The following is a 25,366-nucleotide window of genomic DNA, read 5'->3' on the forward strand; positions in this document are numbered from 1 at the left end:
GGCTCCCAGTAGACGACTGGGTTGATAGGCCGGATATGGAAGCCCTGTAAGGGGTGGAGTTGACCGGTACTAATAGGCCGAGGGCTTGTCCTCAGTTGCTCGCGTCCACTGTGTTGTTCTGAAACAACGACCCGCCCGATTCCGGGTGTCGGTTTGACAGTTTCATAGTGTTTCGGTGGTCATAGCGTGAGGGAAACGCCCGGTTACATTCCGAACCCGGAAGCTAAGCCTCACAGCGCCGATGGTACTGCAGGGGGGACCCTGTGGGAGAGTAGGACGCCGCCGAACAATTCTTCTAGAGAAGCCCCCGCCGGGCGAACCGGTCGGGGGCTTCTCTGTTGTAGGGTCAACATGCAATTGTCGTCACACGGGACAGGAGGCCCCCGGGTGGAGGTCCAGGAGACGCGGGTCCAGACCGATCGCGTCCTCACCATCCCCAACATGCTGAGCATGGGCCGGCTGGTCGGTGTTCCGCTGTTTCTCTGGCTCATCCTGTGGCCGGTCTTCGACGGGCCCAACAACGATGGTTGGGCGCTGCTGATCCTGGCGTTGAGCGGGGTCAGCGACTACCTGGACGGAAAGCTCGCCAGGCGGTGGGGGCAGATCAGCCGGGTGGGGCAGCTGCTCGATCCGCTGGCCGACCGGCTCTATGTGCTCTCCACGCTGGTCGGACTGACCTGGCGTGAGATTCTGCCGTGGTGGCTCACCGCGATCCTGTTGGCCCGTGAGGTATTCATCGCCGCGCTGCTGCCGATTCTGAACCGGCACGGCTACGGCCCGCTCCAGGTGAGTTTCCTGGGGAAGGCCGCGACGTTCAATCTGATGTACGCGTTTCCGCTTCTGCTGCTCGGCAGCGTGGACAGCTGGATCGCGCGGCCGGCCGAGGTGGTGAGCTGGGCGTTCATCTGGTGGGGGACGACGCTGTACTGGTGGGCCGCGATTCTTTACGCGGTTCAGGCGAGGCGGATCGTCCGGGCGAGCGCCGCGGGCTCCGCGTCCACAGTCTGAGACATGATCTGAGAGAAGCCCCACGCCTCATCGGTGCGTCGGACGAGACCTTCCGGGTAGAGAACCTTCTGGAACGCTTTGATGGACCTGCTGGTCCACCACCGCGAAGGAGGACGCACCCGTAATGAAAGCCGTTGTAATGGCAGGGGGCGAGGGCACCCGACTCCGCCCGATGACCTCCAGCATGCCGAAGCCGCTGCTTCCGGTCGCCAATAGGCCGATCATGGAGCACGTGCTTCGGCTGCTGAAGCGGCACGGTCTCTCCGACACCGTCGTCACCGTGCAGTTCCTGGCGTCGCTGGTCAAGAACTATTTCGGCGACGGCGAAGAGCTGGGCATGCATCTGACCTATGCCCACGAGGAGACGCCACTGGGCACTGCGGGGAGTGTCAAGAACGCAGAGGACGCGCTCAAGGACGATTCCTTTCTGGTGATCTCCGGTGACGCGCTGACCGACTTCGACCTCTCGGAATTGATCGACTTTCACCGCAGCAAGAACGCTCTGGTCACCGTCTGCCTCACGAGGGTGCCGAATCCACTGGAGTTCGGCATCACGATCACGGACGACGAGGGCAGGGTCGAGCGTTTCCTGGAGAAGCCGACCTGGGGGCAGGTCTTCTCCGACACCGTGAACACCGGTATCTACGTGATGGAGCCCGAGGTCTTCGACTACGTCGCGGCGGGTGAGTCCGTCGACTGGTCGAGCGATGTCTTCCCACAGCTGTTGAAGGAGGGCAAGCGGGTCTACGGCTACGTCGCCGAGGGTTACTGGGAGGACGTGGGCACCCACGAGAGCTACGGCAAGGCCCAGGCGGACGTCCTGGAGGGAAAGGTCGACGTCGAGCTCGACGGGTTCGAGATCTCCCCGGGCGTCTGGGTCGCCGAGGGCGCCGAGGTGGACCCGGAGGCGGTGCTGCGCGGGCCGCTGTACATCGGGGACTACGCCAAGGTCGAGGCCGGCGTGGAGATCCGCGAGCACACCGTGCTGGGCAGCAACGTGGTCGTCAAGCGCGGCGCGTTCCTGCACAAGGCGGTGGTGCACGACAACGTGTACGTCGGGCCGCAGAGCAATCTGCGGGGCTGCGTGGTCGGCAAGAACACCGACGTGATGCGGGCCGCGCGGATCGAGGACGGCGCGGTGATCGGGGACGAGTGCCTGGTCGGCGAGGAGTCGATCATCGGGGCGAACGTCCGGGTCTACCCGTTCAAGACCATCGAGGCCGGCGCCGTCGTCAACACCTCGGTGATCTGGGAGTCGCGCGGCCAGGAGCACCTCTTCGGGGTCCGCGGCGTCTCGGGCGTCCTGAACGTCGAGATCACCCCGGAGCTGGCCGTGCGGCTCGCCGGGGCGTACGCGACGACGCTCAAGAAGGGCGCCACCGTCACCATCGCGCGTGACCACTCGCGTGGCGCGCGTGCGCTCAAACGGGCGATGATCTCGGCGCTCCAGACCTCCGCGATCGACGTCCGCGACCTCGAGAACGTGCCCATGCCGGTGGCCCGGCAGCACACGGCACGGGGGAGCGCGGGCGGGATCTTCCTGCGGACCACGCCCGGCGTGCCGGACTCGCTGGACATCCTCTTCTTCGACGAGCGCGGGGCGGACCTCTCGCAGGCCGGCCAGCGGAAGCTCGACCGGGTCTACGCGCGCCAGGAGTTCCGTCGGGCCTTCCCCGGTGAGATCGGGGACCTCACCTTCCCGTCCAGCGTCTTCGACTCCTACGCCGGCAACCTGCTGCGGACGGTGGACACCACCGGGGTCCGGGAGGCCGGGCTGAAGGTGGTCGTGGACACCGCGCACGGCAGCGCGGGCCTCGTTCTGCCGAGCATCCTCGGCCGGCTCGGGGTCGAGGCGCTCACCGTCTCCACCGGGCTGGACGAGGCGCGGCCGACCGAGGACGCGGAGGAGCGCCGGGCCGGCCTGGCCAGGCTCGGCGAGCTGGTCGCCTCCTCGCGGGCGGCCTTCGGGGTGCGGTTCGACCCGGTGGGCGAGCGCGTCGCGTTCGTGGACGAGCTCGGTCGGGTGATCGACGACGACCGGGCGCTGCTGGTGCTGCTCGACCTGGTCGCGGCCGAGCGGCGCAGCGGGCAGGTGGCACTGCCGGTGACCACCACGCGGATCGCCGAGCAGGTCGCCGCGTACCACGGAACCCAGGTCATCTGGACCACGACGACACCGGACGACCTCGCGAAGGCGGCCTCCGCCGAGGGCACGGTGTTCGGCGGGGACGGGCGCGGCGGCTTCGTGGTGCCCGAGTTCAGCGGTGTGCTGGACGGCGCCGCGGCGTTCGTCCGGCTGGTCGGCCTGGTGGCGCGGACCCAGCTCACGCTGAGCCAGATCGACGCGCGGATCCCGCAGGCGCACATCCGTCGCCGGGACATCGCGACGCCGTGGGCGGCCAAGGGCATGGTCATGCGCTCGGTGGTGGAGGCGGCCGGAAGCCGTCGGCTGGACACCACCGACGGCGTCCGGGTGGTCGAGGCGGACGGGCGCTGGACGCTGGTGCTGCCGGACCCGGCCGAGGCGGTCACCCACCTGTGGGCGGAGGGCCCCGACGACGAGGCCACCGAGGCGCTGCTGGACGAGTGGGCGGCCGTGGTCGACGGGGCGGGGCGGTGACGGCCCCGGCCGAGCCGAGGACCTGAGCCGGGCACGGTCGGGAACCGGGCTCGGAACTGCCTCGAACGGCGGGGCGCACGGTGTGATCCGTGCGCCCCGCTGTCCGTTTTCACATCATTCGGAACAATCCGTCACTCGCCGTCATGTGTGCAGCGTGTGTGCAGCTCAGGGGCCGTGCAATGGCCCTCTCGGCGACGTGGGACGATGGTCTCCATGCCAGCGACGCCGACACCGAGTGCCCCGAACGGACGGTACAACCGTCCGGATGCCTCGATGTCCTTGCTGACCAACGTGATGGACCACAGCCTGGACGAGGGCTACGCGGAGGCGGCCGCCGCCCGCGGCGGTGCCCGCGACAGTCGGATACCCGGCACCTGGCAGGGGCTGCTCACGCTGGGTGCCGGACTGTCGCTGGTCGGCGCGGTGGTGACGGTGGGCGCGGTGAACGCGCACAAGGCCGAGCCCTCGCTGGCCAAGGAGCGGGACGCGTTGATCCACCGGATCAACGACAGCAACACCTCGGCCGACCGGCTGCAGAAGCAGGTGCAGGAGCTGCGGCTCAAGGTCGACACCACGCAGCAGCAGGCGCTCGCGTCGGGGGCGGGCGACACCGGGGGGATGGCCGAGGCGGTGGGCCTGGGCCAGGTCACCGGGCCGGGCGTGAAGCTCGTCCTGGAGGACGCCGCCGGTACGGGCCTCGGCGGCAACGTCGACCCGCGGGCCGGGCAGGGCTTCTCCAACAGCGGCCGGCTGCGGGACCGTGACCTCCAGCTGGTGGTGAACGGCCTCTGGGGATCCGGGGCCGAGGCGATCGCGATCAACGGCCAGCGGCTGACCGCGCTGTCCGCGATCCGGGCCGCGGGCGAGGCGGTGCTGGTGGACAACCGGCCGCTGGTGCCGCCCTACAACATCCAGGCGATCGGGGACGGCTCGAAGCTCCTCACGGCCTTCGAGAAGGACATGGCCGGGCAGTACCTGCGGCTGCTCCAGGAGCAGTACGGCATCAAGTCGACGCTCTCCGTCCAGAAGAACCTGACGCTGCCGGCCGCGGTCGGGCTCACGCTGCGGACCGCGCAGCCGGTGACGCCCGAGGCGTCGCCCCCGGCGGCCCCGGTCGGAACGCCCTCGGCCGGAGCCGGAACCCAGGAGAGCCCCGGCGCGTCCGTCTCACCATCGGCCTCGCCTTCCGCCTCCGGGTCGCCGGCCGCGTCCGGCGGTACCCCCACCCCCAAACGGCGTCCGATGACCGGAGCCACCAAGACCACGACAGGGACAGGAGCAGCCAGACCGTGATTGCCGTACTGGGTCTTGTGATCGGGGTGGTCGTCGGCCTCTTCGTCCAACCCGAGGTGCCGGACGCCGTCGTGCCCTACCTGCCGATCGCGGTGGTGGCGGCGCTGGACGCCGTGTTCGGCGGCGTCCGGGCGATGCTCGACGGGATCTTCAACGACAAGGTGTTCATCGTCTCGTTCCTGTCGAACGTGGTGGTCGCGGCACTGATCGTCTTCCTCGGCGACCAGCTGGGGGTCGGCTCGCAGCTGTCCACCGGCGTGGTCGTCGTCCTCGGCATCCGCATCTTCTCCAACGCGGCCGCGATCCGGCGCCATGTCTTCCGCGCCTGAGCCGGGCCGCGGGGCGGCGGAGGAGAAGCGGGAGGCGGTGGCGGTGGAGCCGACCGCCGGGAAGCCGCGCGAGGAGTCGGGCGAGAAGCCCGTCGAGCAGGCCGCGAACGGACCCGAGCCGGAGCCGGACGCGCGGTCCGGGGCGGCGGGGGCGGCGGAGGCCAGCGGGGCTGTCGAGACGGCCGGGGAGGCCGCCGAGTCCGAGGAGTCCGGGGAGGCGTCGGAGGGGAAGCCCGACGCCGAGGCCGAGCCTGACGCCGGTACGGGGCCTGAGCCGACGTTGCGGCTCACGAAGCCCGCCGAGCCGGCGCCCGAGGCCGAGCCGGACGCCGAGTCCGTGGCCGAGCCCGCGGCGAAGTCCGCGCCGGCACCCGTGCCTGTCGCCGAGCCCGAGCACAAGCCGGAAGCATCGCCGGAGCCGGAGCCGGAAGCCGAGCCCGACCCCGCCGCGGACCGGAACGCCGGCCGACGGCGGCTGAAGGCGGCGATCTGGCCGCCGCGGCTGTCGCGCGGGCAGCTGGTGGTGGCGCTGCTGCTGTTCTCGCTCGGTCTGGGGCTGGCGATCCAGGTGCGGTCGACCAACGACCACCACAGTCAGCTGCGCGGGGCCCGCCAGGAGGACCTGGTGCGGATCCTCGACGAACTGGACAGCCGGCAGCAGCGTCTCCAGCAGGAGAAGGCGGAGCTGGAGCAGTCCCTGGCGAAGTTGGAGAACAGCTCCAACCAGGCCAAGGAGGCCCAGGAGCAGACCAGGAAGAAGATGACGGAGCTCGGTGTGCTCGCCGGCACCGCCAAAGCCACTGGTCCGGGCATCGTACTCACGGTCGATGATCCCCAAGGGCAGGTGAAGGCAGATATGCTGCTGGACACCCTGCAAGAACTTCGAGCGGCGGGGGCGGAGGCGATTCAGATCAACGATGTGCGCGTGGTGGTCAACACCTACTTCACCGACCTGTCGGCCGGTGGGGTGCAGATCGACGGGAAGAAGGTCTCGCAGCCCTACCGCTTCACGGTCGTGGGGAACCCGCAGGATCTGACACCCGCGCTGAACATCCCGGGAGGTGTCGTCCGCACGCTGGAGAGCCACCAGGCGCGGGCGACGATCGCCCCGCAGCAGAAGGTGGTCGTCGACGCCCTCGTGGACCCGAAGTCGCCGCAGTACGCCAAGCCGGCTTCGAAGTGACGGGGCGCCCGACGAACGGCCTGTCAAGGGCGGGCGGCACCCGCTGCGGGGTGCCGCCGTCACATGGGCGAGACTGGTTCGCACCAGTACGCTCCGGAGCAACAACCGCAGCACCAACCGACGAAGTACCACTCCGGCGAGCCGCAAGGATCGGGCTCGCAGCATGTCCGAGGTTCTCACCCTGCCCCGCGGGCGGGTCTGTCACACGCAAGGGGATTCGCCCGTGAGTTTCTTCTCGAAGTTGTTCGGTCGCAACAAGGGCCGTGACGCGGCCGCCGTCGAGGCGCCCACCGCGCGTCACCGCCGGTCGGAGGACGAGCCCGCGGTGCCGGGCATGCGTCCGGCCCCCGAGGCCGCGCCGTACGGCCAGCAGCTCTACCGGGACGGCGGCGCCGCCCAGTATGCGGCCAATCCGGCGGGCTACGGCGCGTCGGTTGACCCTTCCGGCGAGCCGCGCATAGGTTTCCCGTCAGGACCCTCAACCTCCGGTGGAGGGTTTGCCCCGGATCCGTACGCCGGGCACAACCCGTCGGGTGTGCCCCGCCAGGAGGCTGTGAACATGGCTGGCCCCACTCCGTGCCCCAGGTGCGGCAACCAGAACCCGGCCTCGGCCCGGTTCTGTTCAAACTGCGGCACGGCGCTGCGCGGCGGCCTGCTCCCGGAGGGGGCTGCGGAGACCACGTCGACCATCTCCATCTCCGGCCTGGAGTCGTACGACCCCAGCGCCACGACCGGCACCGGCGCCACGCCGGCCCTGTCGGCCGAGGTGCTGTCGGCGATCGACGCGCTGCCGCCGGGCTCGGCCCTGCTGATCGTGCAGCGCGGCCCGAACTCCGGCAGCCGCTTCCTGCTGGACTCGGACATCACCACGGCGGGTCGTCACCCGCAGGGTGACATCTTCCTGGACGACGTCACGGTCTCGCGCCGGCACGTGGAGTTCCGCCGCACCCCGGCCGGCTTCAGTGTCGCGGACGTGGGCAGCCTCAACGGCACCTACGTGAACCGGGAGCGGATCGACGAGGTGTCGCTGAACAACGGCGACGAGGTGCAGATCGGGAAGTACCGGCTGGTGTTCTTCGCCGGCCACCACCGGGGGTACTGAAAACGACGTCGGCGGGAGCCCGAGTGAATACGAATACCCCTTCCTCTTCTCTCGGGGCGGCCACCCCAACCCCGTCCGGTCCGCAGGCGGACCGCGGCGGGCGCGCGGTGGTCGCGGGCCCGCGGCAGCCGGTCCGGGCCGAACGGCCCGCCGGCCGCCGGCGCGGCGGTGACGAGCTGCTGAGCATCGGCGCGGTGCTGGCCTTCCTGCGCGACGACTTCCCCGAGGTCACGATCTCCAAGATCCGCTTCCTGGAGACGGAGGGACTGGTCGAGCCGCAGCGCACGCCCTCGGGGTACCGCAAGTTCAGCCCGGCCGACGTCGAGCGGCTGGCCTACGTCCTGCGCATGCAGCGGGACCACTACCTGCCGCTGCGGGTGATCCGGGAGCACCTGGACGCCATCGAGCGCGGCGAGAACCCGCCCGCGCTGCCCTCCGCCGACACCCGGCCCGGACCGCTGGAGGAGGCGGACCGGGAGCTGGTGGCCGCCGGCGAGGTGCCCTCCGGCGTCCGGCTGGGGCGCGCCGAGCTGCTGGCGGCGGCCGAGGCCGGGGAGCAGGAGCTGGCGGAGTGGGAGTCCTACGGGCTGGTCGCCCCGGGCCCGGACGGCGGCTACGACGGTGAGGCGCTCCAGGTGGCCCGGTTGGTCGCGGAGCTCGGCCGGTACGGGCTGGAGCCCCGCCACCTGCGGGCCATGAAGGCCGCGGCGGACCGCGAGATCGCGCTGGTGGAGCAGGTGGTGGCGCCGCTGCGCCGACACCGGAACCCACAGACCAGGGCGCACGCGGAGGCCACCGCCCGGGAGCTCGCGACGCTGTCCGTACGGCTGCACGCGGCGATGGTCCAGGCCGGCCTGCGGGCCCGCGGATAGCGGCTCCCGACGTGGCCGGGCGCGTCCGACACGCCCTGCGGCACCGGCCGCACCTCGCTGACCAGCGGCGTCGGCTCTGCGCTTTCATATCCGGGAGCGGAGCCATAGGGTTGCCTGTGTGAATGAGCTCGACGTCGTGGGTGTCCGAGTGGAGATGCCTTCCAACCAGCCGATCGTGCTGCTGCGGGAGGTCGGGGGAGATCGCTACCTGCCGATCTGGATCGGCCCCGGCGAGGCGACCGCGATCGCCTTCGCCCAGCAGGGCATGACCCCGGTGCGCCCGCTGACGCACGACCTGTTCAAGGACGTCCTGGAGGCGCTCGGCCAGCAGCTCACCGAGGTCCGGATCACCGACCTGCGGGAGGGCGTGTTCTACGCCGAGCTGGTGTTCGCCGGCGGGGTCGAGGTGAGCGCCCGGCCGTCCGACGCCATAGCGCTGGCGCTGCGCACCGGCACGCCGATCTACGGGAGCGAGGAGGTGCTCGCCGAGGCGGGCATCGCGATCCCGGACGAGCAGGAGGACGAGGTCGAGAAGTTCCGCGAGTTCCTCGACCAGGTCTCGCCCGAGGACTTCGGGGGCAGCGGCCCGCAGTAGCGGGGGCCGGGCGCGCGGCCGTTTGGCCTACCGTTTTGCCAAAAACCGTCCATCTACCCACACTAGGGGCACGAAAAACCACTCTCCTGAGTGATGTGGTTTGTCCGGTCCGGCGTGGCGATCGTTGACGGGTCATAGGGGACTGCCTACCGTCAGGAGTGGCTGTCCGGGTGGCCGATGCCCGCAGTCGGGTTGCCCGCAGCACAAGTGGACGGAGGCAGGCATGAGCAGCACCGGCGATGACGCGGCCGTGGGAGGCCGGTGCGCCGTGCACATGCCGCGCACCGCTCGCACCGTCACGGATCTCCCCCGGATGGGCAGGTTCCCGGCCGTACAACCGGGTCAGCCGAGCATCGAACGGCTGGCGCCGACGTCCGAGCTGCTCGGCTTCCGCGGCCCGACGGCCTGCGCGGCGGCCGGCATCACCTACCGCCAGCTGGACTACTGGGCCCGCACCGGACTGCTGGAGCCCAGCGTCCGCACCGCGTACCCGTCGACCAGCCAGCGGCTCTACAGCTTCCGCGACATCCTGCTGCTGAAGATCGTGAAGCGGCTGCTCGACGCGGGTGTCTCGCTGCAGAACATCCGGGTGGCGGTCGCCCACCTGCAGGGCGCCGCCCAGGCCGACCTGGCCGGGATGACGCTGATGTGCGACGGCGCGACGGTGTACGAGTGCGCCACGCCGCAGCAGGTGGTGGACCTGCTGAAGGGCGGTCAGGGGGTCTTCGGCATCGCGGTCGGAGCGGTCTGGCAGGAGCTGGAGCTCACCCTCGGGAGGCTGCACGCGGAGCGCACCGACACCGGCGAGACGCTGGTCGGGCACGACCCGGCCGACGAGTTGGCGCAGCGGCGCAACCGGGCGGTCTGAGCAGGAGTTCGACGGGGCCGCGGGCCCGGACGGGGAACCGTTCGGACCCGCGGCCCCGTCGTGTTCCCTGAACTGGCGTGATCGAGGGAGGGCACGTGGGAGACGGCACCGGGATATCGGGGCTGCTGTGGCGCAGGGCCGGGCTGCTGGGGGCGCGGCTGCGGCAGCGGCGGACGCAGCGCAGGCTGTTCCAGCTCGGGACGGTGCTCTGCTCGCTGGCGCTGGCGCCGAGCGCCTGGGTGTGGTTCTCCGCGGGCGACCGGGTGGGCACGGTGGAGAGCGCGCCCGCGGCGCCGGTCGCGGTGGTCTTCGGCGCAGGGCTGGACGAGGGGAAGCCCTCGCCGTACCTGGAGCACCGGCTGGTCGCGGCGTTGGACCTGTACCGGGAGGGGAAGGTGCAGGCGATCCTGGTGACCGGGGACAACGGGCGGGTCGAGTACGACGAGCCCGACGCGATGTACACGTACCTGACCCAGCACGGGGTGCCCGAGGACCGGGTGGTCCGGGACTACGCCGGCTTCGACACCTGGGACTCCTGCACCCGGGCGCGCCGGATCTTCGGGGTGGACCACGCGGTGCTGGTCAGCCAGGACTTCCACGTCCGCCGGGCGCTGGCGCTGTGCGAGGCGGCGGGCATCCGCTCGTACGCGGTCGGGGTGCCGGAGTGGCACGACGCGACCTGGCTGTACGGCGGGCTGCGGGAGGTCGCCGGGGCGGGCAAGGCGGCGGCCAACGCCTGGCTGCGGCCGGACCCGTTGTTCCTCGGGCCCAAGGAGGACGGCATTCCGAAGGCGCTGGCGGAGGCGGCGGGGAAGTAGCGCCCGTCCCGTGCCGCCGGTGGCCCGTCGCGGGCCGTCCGGCCCGGGTCGTACGCACTGTCGGACCCGTACGCGATGATCGGCGGGTGCGATCTCTGCCGAGCATCATCCACCTCGACATGGACGCCTTCTTCGCGGCGGTGGAGCAGGCGGCCAAGCCGAGCCTGCGCGGCAAGCCGGTGGTCGTCGGTGGGCTCGGCGGTCGCGGGGTGGTCTCCACGGCCTCGTACGAGGCGCGGAGGTTCGGGGTGCACTCGGCGATGCCGATGGCGCAGGCGCGCCGGCTCTGCCCCAACGCCGCCTTCCTGACGGGGCGGTTCGAGGCCTACCGGCGGAACAGCGAGATCGTGATGGGGCTGCTGCGGCAGCTGTCCCCGCTGGTGCAGCCGCTGAGCCTGGACGAGGCCTTCGTGGACCTGGAGGCCGGTGCGTACGGTCCCGCGCTGCTGGAGGCGGACCACGAGACCGGCGAGCGGCTGGTCCTGGCGCTGGCCGAGGACCTGCGGGCGGACATCCGGCGGCTGACCGGGCTGACCGGCTCGGTCGGGGCGGCCGGGTCCAAGCTGATGGCCAAGATCGCCTCCGAGCGGGCCAAGCCGGACGGGCTGGTCATGATCGAGCCCGGGCAGGAGCGGGCCGTGCTGGGGCCGATGCCGGTGCGGGCGCTGCCCGGGATCGGGCCGGCCACCGAGCAGGTGCTGCGCCGGGCCGGGCTGAACACGGTGGCCGACCTCGCGGAGGCGGGGGAGGCGGAGCTGGTGCAGCTGGTCGGACGGGCGCACGGCGCCGGGATCTTCCAGATGTCCACCGGCCTGGACGACCGGCCGGTGATCGCCGACCAGGACGCCAAGTCGGTGTCGGTGGAGGACACCTACGAGGTCGACCTGGCCGACCGGGAGCGGGTGCTGCGCGAGGTCGAGGCGCTGGCCGGCCGGTGCGTACGGCGGCTGCGGGCGGCCGGGCGCTCGGGGCGGACGGTGGTGCTCAAGGTCCGGCGGTTCGACTTCTCGACGCTGACCCGCTCGGAGACGCTCGGCGGACCCACCGACGACGAGGCGGTGATCACCGCGACCGCGCGCCGGCTGGCCGAGCAGGTGGACATCACCGGCGGGGTCCGGCTGCTCGGCGTGGGCGTCGCCCAACTCGCCGACTACACCCAGGAGGACCTGTTCGCCCAGGCGCTGCGGGAGGAGGCCGCGGAGCACGCCGAGGTCGCGGCCGCGGCGCAGCAGGCCGAGGAGGAGCCCGAGGTCGTCGTGGTGCGGCGCTGGATGCCCGGACAGGACGTCCGGCACGAGGAGTTCGGGCCGGGCTGGGTGCAGGGCAGTGGCGTCGGGCGGGTCACCGTGCGGTTCGAGACGCCGTGGAGCGGGCCGGGGCGAGTGCGGACCTTCGCGGTGGACGACCCGGCGCTCGAACCCTCCCGGCCGCTGCCGCTGCGCCGGGAGGAGGGCGGGGACGAGGGCGGGGACGGCGCGTCGGACGGGGGCGGCTGAGCGGACGGGGAGGTGGCCTGCGGAGCGGGCCCGGAACGCGAAGCGGCCCCACCCGGTGGGGGAGTACCGGGTGGGGCCGATCACCGTGCCGGACCCCGTACGTTCGTGATGCCCTCGCGACGTACGGGGACCGGGGCCCCGCGCCCTGTCCCTGGGCGCGGGGGCCGGACGCCTCGTCAGGCGTCGGTCTTGACCAGCGCGGGGCTGGAGTCCTGCTGGGCCGAGCCGCCGAGGACGGTCGGGGTGGCGGCCGACTTGGCGCCGCGGATCAGGAAGGGGACGACGCCGGCGACGATGCAGACGACGGCCGCGGTCCAGAACGCGTGCTTGTAGGCGTCCAGGGTGGGCAGGGAGAGCGGGATCTGCGGCGGCAGCTTCAGGGTGTCGCCGGTCAGGATGGCGGCCATGACGGCGGTGCCGATCGCGCCGCCGACCGTGCGCAGCACGGAGTTCATACCGTTGGCGATGCCGCTCTGCTCGGCCGGGACGGCGCCGTTGATGTAGGCCGGCATCGCGGCGAAGGCGAGGCCGACGCCGAGACCGAAGATCGCCGAGGCGGTGTAGATGTCGCCCTCTCGGCCGTGGCGCACGGCGAGGTAGGCCATCGCGACGGCGCCGAGGACGCCACCGAGGACCAGGGGCAGGCGCGGGCCGCGACGGGCGATCAGCAGGGCGCCGACCGGGGCGGCGACCATCGAGCCGATCGCGGACGGCAGCAGCATGATGCCGGCGTGCAGCACGGTGGCGGTGAAGCCGTAGTGGGTCAGCTTCTCCGGGGTCTGGGCGAAGTTGCTGATGACCATGAAGGAGCCGTACATGCCGAAGCCGATGAGCAGGCCGGCCACGTTGGTGAAGGCGACGGCCGGACGGGCCATCATCTTCATGTCCACCAGGGGGTGCGCGACCTTGGTCTCGATGATCCCCCAGACCAGGGCGACCACGGCGGCGACGGCGAAGAGGCCGAGCGTCTTGTTGGAGGTCCAGCCCCAGTGGTTGCCCTGGCTGACCGCGACCAGCAGCGCGGAGAGCCAGCCGGCCAGGGTGAGGGCGCCCAGCGGGTCGGCGCCGCCCTCCTTGTCGGTGACCGGGTCGGTCGGCACGCGGAAGGCGACCAGGGCGATGGCGATCAGGCCGAAGACCAGGCCCATCCAGAAGATCGACTTGTAGTCCCAGTGCTCCAGCAGGAGACCGGTGGCGACCAGGCCGAGGCCGGAGCCGACGCCCATCGAGGCGCTGATGGCGGCGACGCCGCCGGTCACCTTCTGCTTGGGCAGCTCGTCACGGACGATGCTGATCGCGAGCGGCAGGACACCGCCGCCGGCGCCCTGGAGGACGCGGGCGACGACCAGCCAGGTGAAGGAGTGGGTGCTGACCGCCAGCGCCGAACCGGCGACCAGGCCGGCCAGCGAGATCAGCAGCATCGGCTTACGGCCCCGGAGGTCGCCGAAACGGCCCAGGAGGGGAGTCAGCACGGCTGCGGAGAGCAGGTTGGCGGTCATCAGCCAGGTGATGCTGGAGGCGGAGACGCTCAGTTCCTTGGCCAGCGAGGGCAGGATCGGGACGACCGCGGTCTGCACCACGCTGAACGACAGCATCGCCAGGATGAGGGCCGGCAGGACCCGGGCGCTGCTCTGCTTCTCGGCCGCGGTGGTGGGCTGTGGTGCCTCACTCACGGTTGCTTCCTCCCGTACATAGTGAATGAACTGAAGTAACCATGCAGGGAGATACTTCAGAGTGTCAAATATCGAGTGGTTAAGCTTTGGCAAAGTCGAAGGGTCGGGTACGCGACAAGGGCCCCGGACGGTGTCCAGGGCCCTTGCTGGTGGGGGCGGTCAGGCGAGCGGGCGTGCTGGGGCCGGGCGGGGGGTGTCGGGAGTGAAGGCGGACGGTGGGGTGTGGGGGTTCGTGGTGTCGTGGACCTCGACGTGCTCGCGACGGAGTTCCTCCCGGATCACCTCCTCGGTCGTGTACCGCTCGACGACCAGGCGGATCCGCTCGACGGGCGCGAGGTACTTGCGGGCCACCGCACGTTCCTCACGGAGAGTGACCTCCTGGACGGTCTCGGCGATCTCCTTGTCGGTGAGCGTGGCGCGCTCGGCCTCGCTGATCGGCGTCCGCTCGACCCGGACGCGCTCGCGGACCACCGGAACGCGGCGCTCGACCTGTTCGGTCGTCACGTACTTGCGCAGCTTCGCGGTGCCGAGGACGTGCCACTCGGTGGTGACCTCCAGCCGCTCCTCGCGGCAGGTGATCTCGACCGGGCTGCTCGGGGCGGCCGTGGGGGTGCCCGAGTGCGCGGTGGCGGTCGTGGTGGCCGCCGCCGGGGTGGGCATGGGGGCGGGCTGCGACTGCTTCGGTTCCATGGCGGGTGCGGCGGGGGCGGGCGCCGCCGTCGGCGGGGTGGCGGCCGCGGGGGTGCCGGGGGTCCGGGTGTCGGCCTCCGGGGCGGTCCTGGCGCTGTCGGGGGTGACGGGCGTGGCGGCGGCAGCGGGGGGCCTCGCCGGGGCGTGCTCGGGGGATCGCTCGGGGCTGTGGAAGGTGAGTGGCTTGGCCGGGGCCGCGGCGGTCGTGGTGGTGGCGGCAGCGGCCGCCGTGGTGCCGAAGTCGAGGTCGGGCTGCTTGGCCCGGCTCCCGTTCCCGTGTGGACGGCTGTCCATCGGGGTGTCGAGCCCGTAGTAGCGGTAGAGCTGGAGCTCCTGGGCGGGGGACAGGTGCTGGCCGACGCCGAAGTCCGGTGACTCCTTCACCAGCGACTTGTCGTACGGCACCCGCAGTTCGTCGCCCGCGAACTCGCTGGTGGTCAGCGGGACGAAGGCGTCCCGGCCGAAGATGCCGGTCCGGACCGCGGCCCACTCGGGCCGGCCGGTGGCGTCGTCCAGGTAGACCTCGTCGACCGTGCCGATCTTGTCTCCGTTGCGGTCGACGGCCTTGTGACCGATGAGGTCCCGGGGGTCGATGTCGGTCTGCACTTCTTTCCTCCCGCGTGCGCTGGGCCTGCGGAACTCCCGCAGCAGGGCGGCCGGAGCACCCGTCCCGTCCGCCACTTCACACCAAATGCCATGAATCGGACGGGCGCGAGCGGGGTGCGCCGGACGGGGTCGTGCGATCGGCCGTCCGGGGGACGCGCGTAGACCTCGAGTGACCCGACGCACCCGTGATCGGGAGGCCTCCCGCTGGTACCCTGGGCGGCGACCGCAGAGCCCGCTCGGGAGAGTCTCCGACAACGAAAACCGCTGGTCGGGGCGCCGAAGGAGCAACTCCTCCCCGGAATCTCTCAGGCATCCGTACCGTGTGGGGTAGGTCACTCTGGAAAGCAGGGCAGGAGCGTCGGCACGGAAGCCGGCGATCACCACCCTCACCGACGGTGCAAGCCGGCGGAGCGCCCACAGCGCCCCGTGCGGGTGAAGCTCTCAGGTCCCGATGACAGAGGGGGAGGCCTGTCGGGTCCGCCCGCCCAGGTTTGTCCGCCGCCCGCAGCGGCGAGGCCGGCCGGCGTGCGTACCCCCGCCGGTCCGTGACCAGGAGGCCTCGACCACCATGAACGCCCAGCCGAACGCGGGACGCCCCACCGGCGCCTCGACCCTCACCGAGCTTGAGCTGGCCAGTCCCTTCGAGAACCGCCACATCGGCCCCGACGCCGCCGCGCAGGAGAAGATGCTGGCGTCCGTCGGCTACGGCTCGCTGGACGAGCTCGCCGCCACCGCGGTGCCCGAGGCGATCCGTTCCATCACCGCCCTGGACCTGCCCGCGGGCCGGACCGAGGCCCAGGTCCTCGCCGAGCTGCGCGAGCTGGCCGACCGCAACCAGGTGCTCCAGCCGATGATCGGCCTGGGCTACTACGGCACCTTCACCCCGCCGGTGATCCTGCGCAACGTCATGGAGAACCCGGCCTGGTACACCGCCTACACCCCGTACCAGCCGGAGATCTCGCAGGGCCGCCTGGAGGCGCTGCTCAACTTCCAGACCCTGGTCTCCGACCTGACCGGCCTGTCGACCTCCGGCGCCTCGCTGCTGGACGAGGGCACCGCGGCCGCCGAGGCGATGGCGCTCGCCCGCCGTGTCACCAAGGTCAAGGGCGGTGTCTTCCTGGTCGACGCCGAGACCCTGCCGCAGACCCTCGCGGTGATCAACACCCGCGCCGTGCCGACCGGTGTCGAGGTCGTCGTCGCCGACCTGTCCGAGGGCATCCCGGCCGAGATCGCCGAGCGCGGCGTCTTCGGCGTGCTGATCCAGTACCCGGGTGCCACCGGTGTGGTCCGCGACCTCGCCCCGGTGATCGAGCAGGCGCACGGCCTGGGCGCGATCGTCGCCGTCGCCGCCGACCTGCTGGCGCTGACCCTGCTCAAGTCCCCGGGCGCGCTGGGCGCCGACATCGCCTGCGGCACCACGCAGCGCTTCGGTGTGCCGATGGGCTTCGGCGGCCCGCACGCCGGCTACCTGTCGGTGCGTACCGAGTACGCCCGCTCGCTGCCCGGCCGCCTGGTCGGCGTCTCCGTCGACGCCGACGGCAACCGCGCCTACCGCCTGGCGCTGCAGACCCGCGAGCAGCACATCCGCCGCGAGAAGGCCACCAGCAACATCTGCACCGCCCAGGTGCTGCTCGCCGTGATGGCCTCGATGTACGCCGTCTACCACGGCCCGGACGGCCTGGCCGACATCGCCCGCCGCACCCACCGCTACGCCGCCGCCCTCGCCGAGGGCCTGCGGGCCGGCGGCGTCGAGCTGCTGCACGGCGAGTTCTTCGACACCGTCACCGCCGTCGTCCCGGGCCGCGCCGCCGAGATCGCCGCCGCCGCCCGCGCCAACGGCATCAACGTGTACCAGGACGGCGAGGACCGGATCTCCGTCTCCACCGACGAGACCACCACCCGCGAGCACCTGGCCGGCGTCTGGGCCGCGTTCGGCGTTCCCGCCGGCGAGGTCGCCGAGGCCGCCGAGACGCTGCCCGCCGCGCTGCTGCGCGAGGACGAGTACCTGACCCACCCGGTCTTCCACAGCCACCGCTCGGAGACCGCCATGCTGCGCTACCTGCGCCGCCTGTCGGACCGGGACTACGCGCTGGACCGCGGCATGATCCCGCTGGGCTCCTGCACCATGAAGCTCAACGCGACCACCGAGATGGAGGCGGTGACCTGGCCGGAGTTCGGCCAGATGCACCCCTTCGCGCCGATCGACCAGGCCCAGGGCTTCCTGACCCTGATCCGCCAGCTGGAGCAGCAGCTGGTCGAGGTGACCGGCTACGACGCCGTGTCGATCCAGCCGAACGCGGGTTCCCAGGGCGAGTTCGCCGGTCTGCTGGCCGTGCGCGCCTACCACCACGCCAACGGCGACACCCAGCGCGACGTCTGCCTGATCCCGTCCTCGGCGCACGGCACCAACGCGGCCTCCGCGGTGATGGCCGGCATGCGCGTGGTCGTGGTGAAGACCCTGGCCGACGGCGACGTGGACGTCGAGGACCTGAAGGCCAAGATCGAGCAGCACCGCGACAACCTCGCCGTGCTGATGGTCACCTACCCGTCCACCCACGGCGTGTACGAGACCCAGATCACCGACATCTGCGCCCTGGTGCACGAGGCCGGCGGCCAGGTCTACGTGGACGGCGCCAACCTGAACGCCCTGGTCGGCCTGGCCAAGCCGGGCAAGTTCGGCGCGGACGTCTCGCACCTGAACCTGCACAAGACCTTCTGCATCCCGCACGGCGGCGGCGGCCCGGGCGTCGGCCCGGTCGCGGTGCGCGCCCACCTGGCGCCGTACCTGCCGAACCACCCGCTGCAGGCGGAGGCCGGCCCGGCCACCGGTGTCGGCCCGGTCTCGGCCGCGCCGTGGGGCTCGGCGGCCATTCTGCCGATCTCCTGGGCGTACGTCCGGCTGATGGGCGGCGAGGGCCTCAAGCACGCGACCCAGGTCGCGGTGCTGAACGCCAACTACATCGCCAAGCGCCTGGCGCCGCACTTCCCGGTGCTCTACACCGGCCCGGGCGGGCTGGTCGCGCACGAGTGCATCATCGACCTGCGTCCGCTGACCAAGGAGACGGGCGTGACGGTGGACGACATCGCCAAGCGCCTGGTCGACTACGGCTTCCACGCGCCGACGATGTCCTTCCCGGTGGCCGGCACGCTGATGATCGAGCCGACCGAGTCCGAGGACCTGCACGAGATCGACCGGTTCTGCGACGCGATGATCACCATCCGCGCCGAGATCGACAAGGTCGGCTCGGGCGAGTGGGCGGCCGACGACAACCCGCTGCGCAACGCCCCGCACACCGCCGCCACGCTGGTCGGCGACTGGGCGCACGGCTACTCGCGGCAGGAGGCCGTCTTCCCGGCGGGCGTGAACCCGGCGGACAAGTACTGGCCGCCGGTCAGCCGGATCGACGGCGCGTACGGCGACCGCAACCTGGTCTGCTCCTGCCCGCCGCTGGACGAGTACGGCGTCTGACCGGACCGGGCCCGCAGGCCCGGATCGGACGGCAGGGCCCCGGCGGAGTCTTCCGCCGGGGCCCTGCCCGTTTCGCCGGCCGAGTCGGCGGCTGCCCCCGCCGTCCGGCCGGACCGTTCGGTCAGGCCGCGTGGGCGACGGGACGGCGCGGGGCGATCACCCGACCGTCGGGCAGCAGTTCTCCGGTGTCCTCGAACAGGACGACGCCGTTGCAGAGCAGGCTCCAGCCCTGCTCCGGGTGGCGGGCCACCGAGACGGCCGCCTCGCGGTCCTCGGACTCGGCCGACGGGCACTCAGGACGGTGCTGGCACATACGCGTACCCTCGCTTCGCTCTGCGATCCTCCCCGTGATGCGGTCGCCGGAGGTGGTGCCGTCCGGGACCGCCGCGGTGGTCGGATCCTGTCCGCACGCCGGCCAAGTGTGGACCGGCGCTCAAGTGGGTAGGACAGGTGGTCCTTCCACGCTGGTTCCCAGTGTCGGCATCCTGAGACCCGCGCGCAGGGTTTTCGTGACATGCGCCACAACTCGCGGGTAGAGATCACCCGTTCAGGTGGGGCCGACGGGAAAGAGCGCACCAGTGGGTCAGCCGGAGCATGACCCGATGGGGCCATGCCGGATGGTCCGAGCGGGTGGTCGCCGTTCGGGTGAGGGCCCGCGGGCGCACGGGCGCACGGGCGCGGGCGGGGGTGGGGGCCGCCGGGCGGGTGGGCCCGGCGGCCCGTGGGGCACCGGCCGGGTCAGGAGGAGCCGAGCAGCAGCGGCCTGGCGAGCGGGGCGCGGGCGAGCAGCGGCAGCAGTTCGGCGGCCGGGCGGGCGCGGTGCGCGGTGACGCCGAGCGGGGCCGGGGCGAGGGGGATCAGCAGGTCGGCGGCCGGGCCGCCGTCGGGGCTGTGCAGCCAGAGCGCCGTGGCGTACTGGCCGGGGAAGGTCAGCAGCCGGGGCTGCCGGCGGGTCCGGGAGTTCTGGGCGAGCTGCCAGGCCTCGCGCAGTGCCCGGACCGTCGAGTCGAGGTAGGGGCCCGCGGTGAAGTGGGAGAAGCTGTGGCCCTCGGCGCTCTGTACCACCTCGGCGGCGGCGGCCACCTCGGGCCCGTCCTTGATCAGGAAGCGCCAGCCGGTGCGGCGGGCGGCCGGGAGTTCCGGGCGCGGGCCGTTCAGGACGTGCACCGCGAGCGGGTGGGCGGGGAGCAGTGGGCCGGTCGGATGGCGCAGTGCTGCGGCGGCGGGCTGGCGCAGCGCGGTCTCCGAGTCGAGCGCGCCCAGGACCGCGCGCAGCGCGCTCGGCGGGGGCTGGGGGGTTTGCAGAGTCATGGCGGGTCCGCCTCTCCAAGCGAGATCGGCGTGCGAGTGCGTCATACCGGCGTGGCGAGGCGACGCGTCTTCGGTGACGGGGCCCGGCCGTGTCCGGTTGTGCAGGATCGCGGAGCCGGCACGGTCGCCGCCGTCGACGAGGGCTTCTGGGCGGGGCGGACCGGCCGGAGCGCTGTGCCAATTCGAACAGGTGCGCAGGGTGATCTGTTTATCACAGGCTGTGGTGCCGGGCAAGTCTACAGTTCGTCTGATTTTCCGTCAGATGCCTTGCAATGCAAGCCAGTACAAGCGTTCGGGTATCGATCTTCGAGGTGGGCATGATGCTTGCACGGTCGGTCGACCGGGTGCTCGACGGGGTGGCTCTGGAGGAGGGGACCGTGGGCGAGAAGGTCGTGGCTACTCGGGCGGAACTGGCGGACCGGCAGCAGTACCGGCGCAAGCTCCACACGTGTCTCGAAACACTCGGACGGATGATCCGGGAGGACCGCTTCGACCGTCCGCGGGCGGTGATGGGCCTGGAGATCGAGCTCAACCTGGCCGACGAGCAGGGCCTGCCGGCCATGAACAACGCGCAGGTGCTGAGCGCGATCGGCTCCAGCGACTTCCAGACCGAACTGGGCCGCTTCAACATCGAGGTCAACATCACGCCCCACCGGCTCTGCGGGCACGTCTTCGAGGAACTGCGCGAGGAGATCGACACCGGGCTGCGCTACGCCGACCGGCGGGCCGCCGAGGCGGGCACCAGGATCGTCATGGTGGGCATCCTGCCGACCCTGGAGCACGCCCACACCGGGCTGGACGCGATGAGCCACAACCAGCGGTACAGCCTGCTCAGCGACCAGATCCTGGCCGCCCGCGGGGAGGACATCGCGCTGGACATCGAGGGGGTCGAGCACCTCCAGCTGGAGTCGATCACCATGGTGGCCGAGGCCGCCGCCACCTCGCTCCAGCTGCACCTCCAGGTGACCCCGGAACGGTTCTCCTCGGTCTGGAACGCCGCCCAGGCGATCTGCGGGCCGCAGCTCGCGCTCGGCGCCAACTCGCCGTTCCTGTTCGGGCGGGAGCTGTGGCGGGAGACCCGTCCGGTGCTCTTCCAGCAGGCCTGCGACACCCGTACGGCGGAGCTCAAGGCCCAGGGGGTGCGCCCGATCACCTGGTTCGGCGAGCGCTGGGTGGACTCCGCGTACGACCTGTTCGAGGAGAACCTGCGGTACTTCCCCGCGCTGCTGCCGATCTGCGACGACGAGGACCCGCTGAAGGTGCTGGCCTCCGGCGGTGCGCCCAGGCTCGCCGAGATGCGGCTGCACAACGGCACCATCTACCGCTGGAACCGCCCGGTGTACGACGTCGCCGGCGGGGTGGCGCACCTGCGGGTGGAGAACCGGGCGCTGCCGGCCGGGCCGACGGTGGCCGACACGCTGGCCAACGCCGCCTTCTACTACGGACTGGTGCGGGTGCTCGCCGCGCAGCCCCGGCCGATCTGGACCCGGCTGCCGTTCGAGCGGGCGGACGAGAACTTCCAGCAGGGCGCCCGGTACGGCATCGACGCGGTGTTCCAGTGGCCGCGCTCGGGGCGGGCCGGGCGCGGCGGCGGGCTGCAGACCGTGTCCGCGGTCGACCTGGTGCTGAACGAGCTGCTGCCGATGGCCTACCAGGGCCTCGACGAGTGGGGCGTGGAGCCCGCCGACCGGGACCGCTACCTGGGCATCATCGAGCAGCGCTGCCTGCGCCGCACCAACGGAGCGTCCTGGCAGACCGCGACCTTCCACCGGCTGCGCGAGCAGTACGGGATGGACCGGCCGGCCGCGCTCGCGGCGATGACCAGGCGCTACGCCGAACTCATGCGCGGCGGCGAGCCGGTGCACACCTGGCCGGTGGGCTGAGACCTCCCCTCCGGGGCGGCCGCGCGGCTGTGCCAGGATGATCGCTCCGGTGGTCGGCCGACGGCCGGAGCGACCGCCCCGTCCGCTGGAGCCCCCGTGACCACCGTCCCGACCGCGCCGGAGACCGCGAAGCCCACCCGTCGGCTGCTCGGCGTGGAACTGCTGATCGTCCTCGGCCTCTCCCTCGGGGCCAGCGGGATCAGCGCGCTGATCAGCTTCACCGGTTCGCTCACCGAACCGCTCAAGCTCGGCCAGCAGATCGCCACCCTGAACGGTTCGCGGGCGCCCCGGCGGCCCTGGCTGGACCTGGTGTGGCAGCTGTACTACATCGGGCGCGGGCTGATGCCGGTGGTGCTGGTCGGCTACCTGCTGGTGCGCGAGGGCGTCGCGCTGCGGGTGCTGGGCTTCGATCTCGGGCAGAAGCTGCGCGACCTGGGGCGGGGCGCCGCCGTCGCGGCCGCGATCGGCGGGTCGGGGCTGGCGCTCTACCTGGCCTCGCAGGCGGCCGGGTACAACCTGACGGTGGCGCCGTCCGGGCTGCCGGACGTGTGGTGGCGGGTGCCGGTGCTGGTGCTGTCGGCCTGCCAGAACGCCGTCCTGGAGGAGGTCGTCGTCCTGGGCTACCTGCTGCGCCGGGTGGAGCAGTGGGGGTGGTCCTGGCCGGCGGCGGTGGCGGCGAGCTCGGTGCTGCGCGGCTCGTACCACCTGTACCAGGGGGTCGGCGGGATGGTCGGCAACATGGTGATGGGCGTGGTGTTCTGTCTGCTGTACCGGCGCTGGGGGCGGGTGATGCCGCTGGTGGCGGCGCACGCCCTGATCGACACGGTGGCCTTCGTCGGGTACGCGCTGCTGGCCGGGCACGTCAGCTGGCTGCCGACCCCCTGACCGACGGCGCCCGGCCGCGCGGCGGACGGGCGAGCAGCCGGTCGACGTGCCGGCGCTCCAGGCCCTGGCCCGGATCGACGGGCAGCAGCAGGCGGTCCCGGCGCCACAGGGAGCGGCGGACCAGGCGCGGCGGGATGACGTCGTCCACCCAGGCGAACGGCCGGCCCCCGGCGTAGCGCAGCAGTGGGGCCCACTTGGCGGCCGAGAACAGTTCCATCAGCGGGACGCGCGGGTCGCCGGGCTGCGGGGCGTAGCCGGCGAGGGCGACCACCGGCAGCGGGTCCAGGCCGATCGCCGGGGCGATGTGGGTGTTGGCGTTCTCCTCCCAGGTGGTGGCCCAGACCAGGTCGTACGTTCCGGCGAGCTCGCGCAGCCAGCTGCCGTGCCGGGTGGACAGCAGGACGGTGTAGCCGAACAGGATGTGCGAGTCGAACTCGGTGTCCGGGTGCGGACGGACCGGGTTCAGGACGCCGTCGACGTCCAGGAACAGCAGTGGCTTCGGCACCGGTGGCCCCCAGAGACTCGTGGTGTTTCCCGACTGTCCGGACGACACTCGCGCGTCTCCGGTTGCTCCCGGACGGGCGCACGCCGGGCGCGCGGGGCGCTCACGGGGTGGGCGCGGGCTCACCGGCGGGCACCGGTGCGTCCGCCGTGCTCCGACGGCTCAGTCGGCGCACCTGGGGGTCCAGCAGGACGACCGCGCTGAGCACCAGGCAGGCGGCGGCGCACGTCCAGAGCGCGCCGGACAGGCCGAGCGCCACGGCGGCGGGGCCGGCCAGGGCGGTGCCGACCGGGGCCAGCGAGTAGGAGCCGAGTTCGTCGTACGCGGTGACCCGGGAGAACATCTCCGCGGGTATCTCCTGCTGGAGCGCGACCATCCAGTTGACGCCGAAGACGGTGACGCCGACACCGGACAGGAACATCGCGACGACCAGCAGCGGCAGCGGCACCTCGGCGGCGAGGGCCAGGGCGGGCACGCCGAACAGGAAGACCCCCCAGTTGCCGACCAGCAGGATCCGGCGCGGCCGCCAGCGCGTCATCAGCACGCCGGTGGCCACCAGGCCGACCCCGTAGGCGGACATCGCCAGGCCCCAGGCGCCCGCGCCGCCGAGCCGTTGCTCGGCGGCCGTCGGCCCGTACACCGACTCGACCGCGTTGATGCAGGCGACCAGGACGGAGAACTGGAGCACGATCACCCAGAGCCAGCGGCGGGAGGCGAACTCCCGCCAGCCCTCGCGCAGGTCGCGCAGCATGCTGCCGCCGGAGGGCGCGGGGGCCTGCTCCGGTTCCAGGAAGAAGCGGAGGGCGGCGGCGACCAGGAAGCACAGGGCGTCCAGGGCGAGCACCCAGCCGGGGCCGACGACGGCGGTGAGCGCGCCGCCGAGGGCGGCGCCGCCGATCTGGGAGGCGTTGAGGCCCATCCGGAAGACCGCGAAGGCGCGGGCGGCGTGCTCCTGGGGGACGGCCTGCATGATCATGCCGCCGGAGGCCGGGGTGTAGAGCGCGTAGCCGGCTCCGCCGGCCGCGGAGAGCGCCAGCATCTGCCAGAGCCGTACGTCCCCGGTCAGCACCAGGGCCGCCAGGACGGCCTGGGAGACCCCGCTGAACACATTGGCGGCGACCATGATCAGGTGGCGCGGCAACCGGTCGGCGAGGGTGCCGCCGACCACCAGGAGCAGCACGGTGGGCACCAACCGGGCGGCGGTGACGTAGCCGACCTCGGCGGTGGTGCCGCCGGTGCCGAACACGGCGAAGGCGGTGGCGATGGGGGCGCCGGCGTTGCCGAGGCCGCTGATCACGGTGGCGGCGGTCTGGATGCGGAAGTTGCGGCTCGCCCAGGCGAAGCGGCGCGGAGGTGGGGTCGGCACCCGGAGACTATGCCGAAAGGTCGTACAGGTGTCCATCCCGTTGTCACACCGGAGCCCGGGCGGGAGGGGAGTCAGCCGAGGTGGCCCCGGAGGAAGGTGAGGGTCCGGCGCCAGGCGATCCGGGCCTGGAGCGCGTCGTAGGTGCCGATCAGGTTCTCGTCGTTCATGAAGGCGTGCCCGGCCGGGTAGAAGTGGATCTCCGGGCGGACGTCGGTGGCCTCGCCGATCCGGATCGCCGCCTCGTCCACGGCGGCCATCGGGATCGAGCCGTCCAACTCGCCGAAGTGGCCGAGCACGTGGGCGGTCAGGCCGCGGTAGTCGAAGTCCGGATCGGGCGGCAGGCCGTAGAACGGGACCACGGCGGCCACCTTGTCGCCGGCCCGGGCGGCCAGCAGCAGGGCGAAGCCGCCGCCCATGCAGAAGCCGACCACCCCGACGGCGTCGCCGACCACGGCGTCCAGTGAGAGCAGGTGGTCGACGGCTCCGGCCAGGTCCTCCACCGCCCGCTCGACCGGGAGCTCGCGCCTGAACCGGGCCGCCTCGGCGCCGTCGTGGGTGGTGGCGCCGCCGAACAGGTCGGGGGCGAGGACGGTGAAGCCCTCGGCGGCGAAGCGGTCGGCCATGTCGGCGATGTGCGAGGTGAGCCCCCACCACTCCTGGACAACCACCAGGCCGGGCCCGACGCCCTGCGGCGGCCGGGCCAGGTAGCCGTGCGCGGTGCGGCCGTTGCTCGGGAAGGTGACGTTCTGCCGGGATCCGCCCTGGTCAGGCATGGCTTCCTCTCGGTGGGTCGGGCC

At 72.1% G+C, this 25,366-nt stretch carries 21 protein-coding genes, 2 rRNA genes and 1 riboswitch; of the genes, 16 read left to right on the forward strand and 7 right to left on the reverse strand.

The window, feature by feature from the left end; genetic code table 11:
* From ACGF13_RS07875 to ACGF13_RS07935, 13 genes are all read left to right on the forward strand, one after another.
* Positions 1–93 (forward strand): 23S ribosomal RNA (locus ACGF13_RS07875); the annotation flags it as partial.
* 78 nt (positions 94–171) lie between these two features.
* Positions 172–288, forward strand: a 5S ribosomal RNA gene (gene rrf, locus ACGF13_RS07880).
* A gap of 99 nt (positions 289–387) precedes the next feature.
* Entirely contained in the window at positions 388–1,008 is a 621-nt protein-coding gene (locus ACGF13_RS07885; protein ID WP_392870148.1) for a CDP-alcohol phosphatidyltransferase family protein, read from the forward strand.
* Positions 1,009–1,132: 124 nt separating this feature from the next.
* Positions 1,133–3,628: a sugar phosphate nucleotidyltransferase gene (locus tag ACGF13_RS07890; RefSeq protein WP_392870151.1), complete on the forward strand. Its 2,496-nt coding sequence runs from the start codon at positions 1,133–1,135 to the stop codon at positions 3,626–3,628.
* A 273-nt stretch (positions 3,629–3,901) separates the two neighbouring features.
* A complete protein-coding gene (locus tag ACGF13_RS07895) occupies positions 3,902–4,921 on the forward strand; it encodes a DUF881 domain-containing protein (protein ID WP_392870154.1) in 1,020 nt (339 codons plus the stop codon).
* Positions 4,918–5,250 carry a small basic family protein gene (locus ACGF13_RS07900; protein WP_030062488.1) on the forward strand — a complete coding sequence of 111 codons (333 nt, stop codon included), beginning with the start codon at positions 4,918–4,920 and terminating at the stop codon, positions 5,248–5,250. The genes ACGF13_RS07895 and ACGF13_RS07900 overlap by 4 nt, the downstream gene beginning before the upstream one ends.
* Positions 5,234–6,433, forward strand: a complete 1,200-nt coding sequence (locus ACGF13_RS07905; RefSeq protein ID WP_392870157.1) for a DUF881 domain-containing protein — start codon at positions 5,234–5,236, stop codon at positions 6,431–6,433. The genes ACGF13_RS07900 and ACGF13_RS07905 overlap by 17 nt, the downstream gene beginning before the upstream one ends.
* Before the next feature lie 223 nt (positions 6,434–6,656).
* Positions 6,657–7,535 (forward strand): FHA domain-containing protein, encoded by an 879-nt coding sequence (locus tag ACGF13_RS07910; protein WP_392870160.1) that lies wholly within the window; start codon positions 6,657–6,659, stop codon positions 7,533–7,535.
* A gap of 179 nt (positions 7,536–7,714) precedes the next feature.
* Complete coding sequence (locus tag ACGF13_RS07915) at positions 7,715–8,407, forward strand: MerR family transcriptional regulator (RefSeq protein WP_392871627.1); 693 nt, start codon at positions 7,715–7,717, stop codon at positions 8,405–8,407.
* A 118-nt stretch (positions 8,408–8,525) separates the two neighbouring features.
* A complete protein-coding gene (locus ACGF13_RS07920) occupies positions 8,526–9,002 on the forward strand; it encodes a bifunctional nuclease family protein (protein WP_030303568.1) in 477 nt (158 codons plus the stop codon).
* Positions 9,003–9,225: 223 nt separating this feature from the next.
* Entirely contained in the window at positions 9,226–9,870 is a 645-nt protein-coding gene (locus ACGF13_RS07925) for a MerR family transcriptional regulator (RefSeq protein WP_392870164.1), read from the forward strand.
* A gap of 95 nt (positions 9,871–9,965) precedes the next feature.
* The gene (locus tag ACGF13_RS07930) at positions 9,966–10,688 is read left to right on the forward strand and encodes a vancomycin high temperature exclusion protein (protein ID WP_392870167.1); all 723 of its coding nucleotides are present in this window, start codon (positions 9,966–9,968) and stop codon (positions 10,686–10,688) included.
* 86 nt (positions 10,689–10,774) lie between these two features.
* Positions 10,775–12,184 (forward strand): DNA polymerase IV, encoded by a 1,410-nt coding sequence (locus tag ACGF13_RS07935; protein WP_392870169.1) that lies wholly within the window; start codon positions 10,775–10,777, stop codon positions 12,182–12,184.
* 176 nt (positions 12,185–12,360) lie between these two features.
* Here ACGF13_RS07935 and ACGF13_RS07940 read toward each other — a convergent pair whose 3' ends face one another.
* Both ACGF13_RS07940 and ACGF13_RS07945 read right to left on the reverse strand, forming a co-directional pair.
* Complete coding sequence (locus ACGF13_RS07940; RefSeq protein WP_392870172.1) at positions 12,361–13,857, reverse strand: MFS transporter; 1,497 nt, start codon at positions 13,855–13,857, stop codon at positions 12,361–12,363.
* Between the two features lie 159 nt (positions 13,858–14,016).
* Entirely contained in the window at positions 14,017–15,153 is a 1,137-nt protein-coding gene (locus tag ACGF13_RS07945; RefSeq protein WP_392870175.1) for a PRC and DUF2382 domain-containing protein, read from the reverse strand.
* A gap of 227 nt (positions 15,154–15,380) precedes the next feature.
* Positions 15,381–15,484: riboswitch (glycine riboswitch) on the forward strand.
* Between the two features lie 237 nt (positions 15,485–15,721).
* On the opposite strand from ACGF13_RS07945, the gene gcvP reads away from it, so the two are divergent.
* Entirely contained in the window at positions 15,722–18,622 is a 2,901-nt protein-coding gene (gene gcvP, locus ACGF13_RS07950) for an aminomethyl-transferring glycine dehydrogenase (RefSeq protein WP_392870178.1), read from the forward strand.
* A 121-nt stretch (positions 18,623–18,743) separates the two neighbouring features.
* Here gcvP and ACGF13_RS07955 read toward each other — a convergent pair whose 3' ends face one another.
* Both ACGF13_RS07955 and ACGF13_RS07960 read right to left on the reverse strand, forming a co-directional pair.
* Positions 18,744–18,935, reverse strand: coding sequence for a DUF5999 family protein (locus ACGF13_RS07955; protein WP_097235094.1), 192 nt, complete (start codon positions 18,933–18,935; stop codon positions 18,744–18,746).
* 425 nt (positions 18,936–19,360) lie between these two features.
* Positions 19,361–19,933, reverse strand: a complete 573-nt coding sequence (locus tag ACGF13_RS07960) for a hypothetical protein (RefSeq protein WP_392870181.1) — start codon at positions 19,931–19,933, stop codon at positions 19,361–19,363.
* Between the two features lie 377 nt (positions 19,934–20,310).
* Here ACGF13_RS07960 and ACGF13_RS07965 point away from each other — a divergent pair, with 377 nt between their 5' ends.
* Positions 20,311–21,816 carry a glutamate--cysteine ligase gene (locus tag ACGF13_RS07965; protein ID WP_392871630.1) on the forward strand — a complete coding sequence of 502 codons (1,506 nt, stop codon included), beginning with the start codon at positions 20,311–20,313 and terminating at the stop codon, positions 21,814–21,816.
* Between the two features lie 96 nt (positions 21,817–21,912).
* The gene (locus ACGF13_RS07970; RefSeq protein WP_392870184.1) at positions 21,913–22,701 is read left to right on the forward strand and encodes a CPBP family intramembrane glutamic endopeptidase; all 789 of its coding nucleotides are present in this window, start codon (positions 21,913–21,915) and stop codon (positions 22,699–22,701) included.
* Here ACGF13_RS07970 and ACGF13_RS07975 read toward each other — a convergent pair.
* The 3 genes from ACGF13_RS07975 to ACGF13_RS07985 all read right to left on the reverse strand — a co-directional run bounded on the left by ACGF13_RS07975 (position 22,679) and on the right by ACGF13_RS07985 (position 25,342).
* Entirely contained in the window at positions 22,679–23,206 is a 528-nt protein-coding gene (locus ACGF13_RS07975; protein ID WP_392870187.1) for an HAD domain-containing protein, read from the reverse strand. The two genes, ACGF13_RS07970 and ACGF13_RS07975, sit on opposite strands and share 23 nt — an antisense overlap.
* A 100-nt stretch (positions 23,207–23,306) precedes the next feature.
* Positions 23,307–24,569, reverse strand: coding sequence for an MFS transporter (locus ACGF13_RS07980; RefSeq protein ID WP_392870190.1), 1,263 nt, complete (start codon positions 24,567–24,569; stop codon positions 23,307–23,309).
* Between the two features lie 71 nt (positions 24,570–24,640).
* Entirely contained in the window at positions 24,641–25,342 is a 702-nt protein-coding gene (locus tag ACGF13_RS07985) for a dienelactone hydrolase family protein (protein ID WP_392870192.1), read from the reverse strand.
* Positions 25,343–25,366 lie beyond the last annotated feature (24 nt).

It is taken from the genome of Kitasatospora sp. NPDC048286, assembly GCF_043201735.1.
Taxonomy (GTDB): domain Bacteria; phylum Actinomycetota; class Actinomycetes; order Streptomycetales; family Streptomycetaceae; genus Kitasatospora.

What these genes read in the sequence shown, in the direction of transcription:
- ACGF13_RS07890 (WP_392870151.1), top strand. Translation starts at nt 1,133, where the DNA reads ATGAAAGCCGTTGTAATGGCAGGGGGCGAGGGCACCCGACTCCGCCCG.
- ACGF13_RS07895 (WP_392870154.1), top strand. Translation starts at nt 3,902, where the DNA reads ATGTCCTTGCTGACCAACGTGATGGACCACAGCCTGGACGAGGGCTAC.
- ACGF13_RS07905 (WP_392870157.1), top strand. Translation starts at nt 5,234, where the DNA reads ATGTCTTCCGCGCCTGAGCCGGGCCGCGGGGCGGCGGAGGAGAAGCGG.
- ACGF13_RS07925 (WP_392870164.1), top strand. Translation starts at nt 9,226, where the DNA reads ATGAGCAGCACCGGCGATGACGCGGCCGTGGGAGGCCGGTGCGCCGTG.
- gcvP (WP_392870178.1), top strand. Translation starts at nt 15,722, where the DNA reads ATGAACGCCCAGCCGAACGCGGGACGCCCCACCGGCGCCTCGACCCTC.
- ACGF13_RS07955 (WP_097235094.1), bottom strand. Translation starts at nt 18,935, where the DNA reads ATGTGCCAGCACCGTCCTGAGTGCCCGTCGGCCGAGTCCGAGGACCGC.
- ACGF13_RS07960 (WP_392870181.1), bottom strand. Translation starts at nt 19,933, where the DNA reads ATGACTCTGCAAACCCCCCAGCCCCCGCCGAGCGCGCTGCGCGCGGTC.
- ACGF13_RS07985 (WP_392870192.1), bottom strand. Translation starts at nt 25,342, where the DNA reads ATGCCTGACCAGGGCGGATCCCGGCAGAACGTCACCTTCCCGAGCAAC.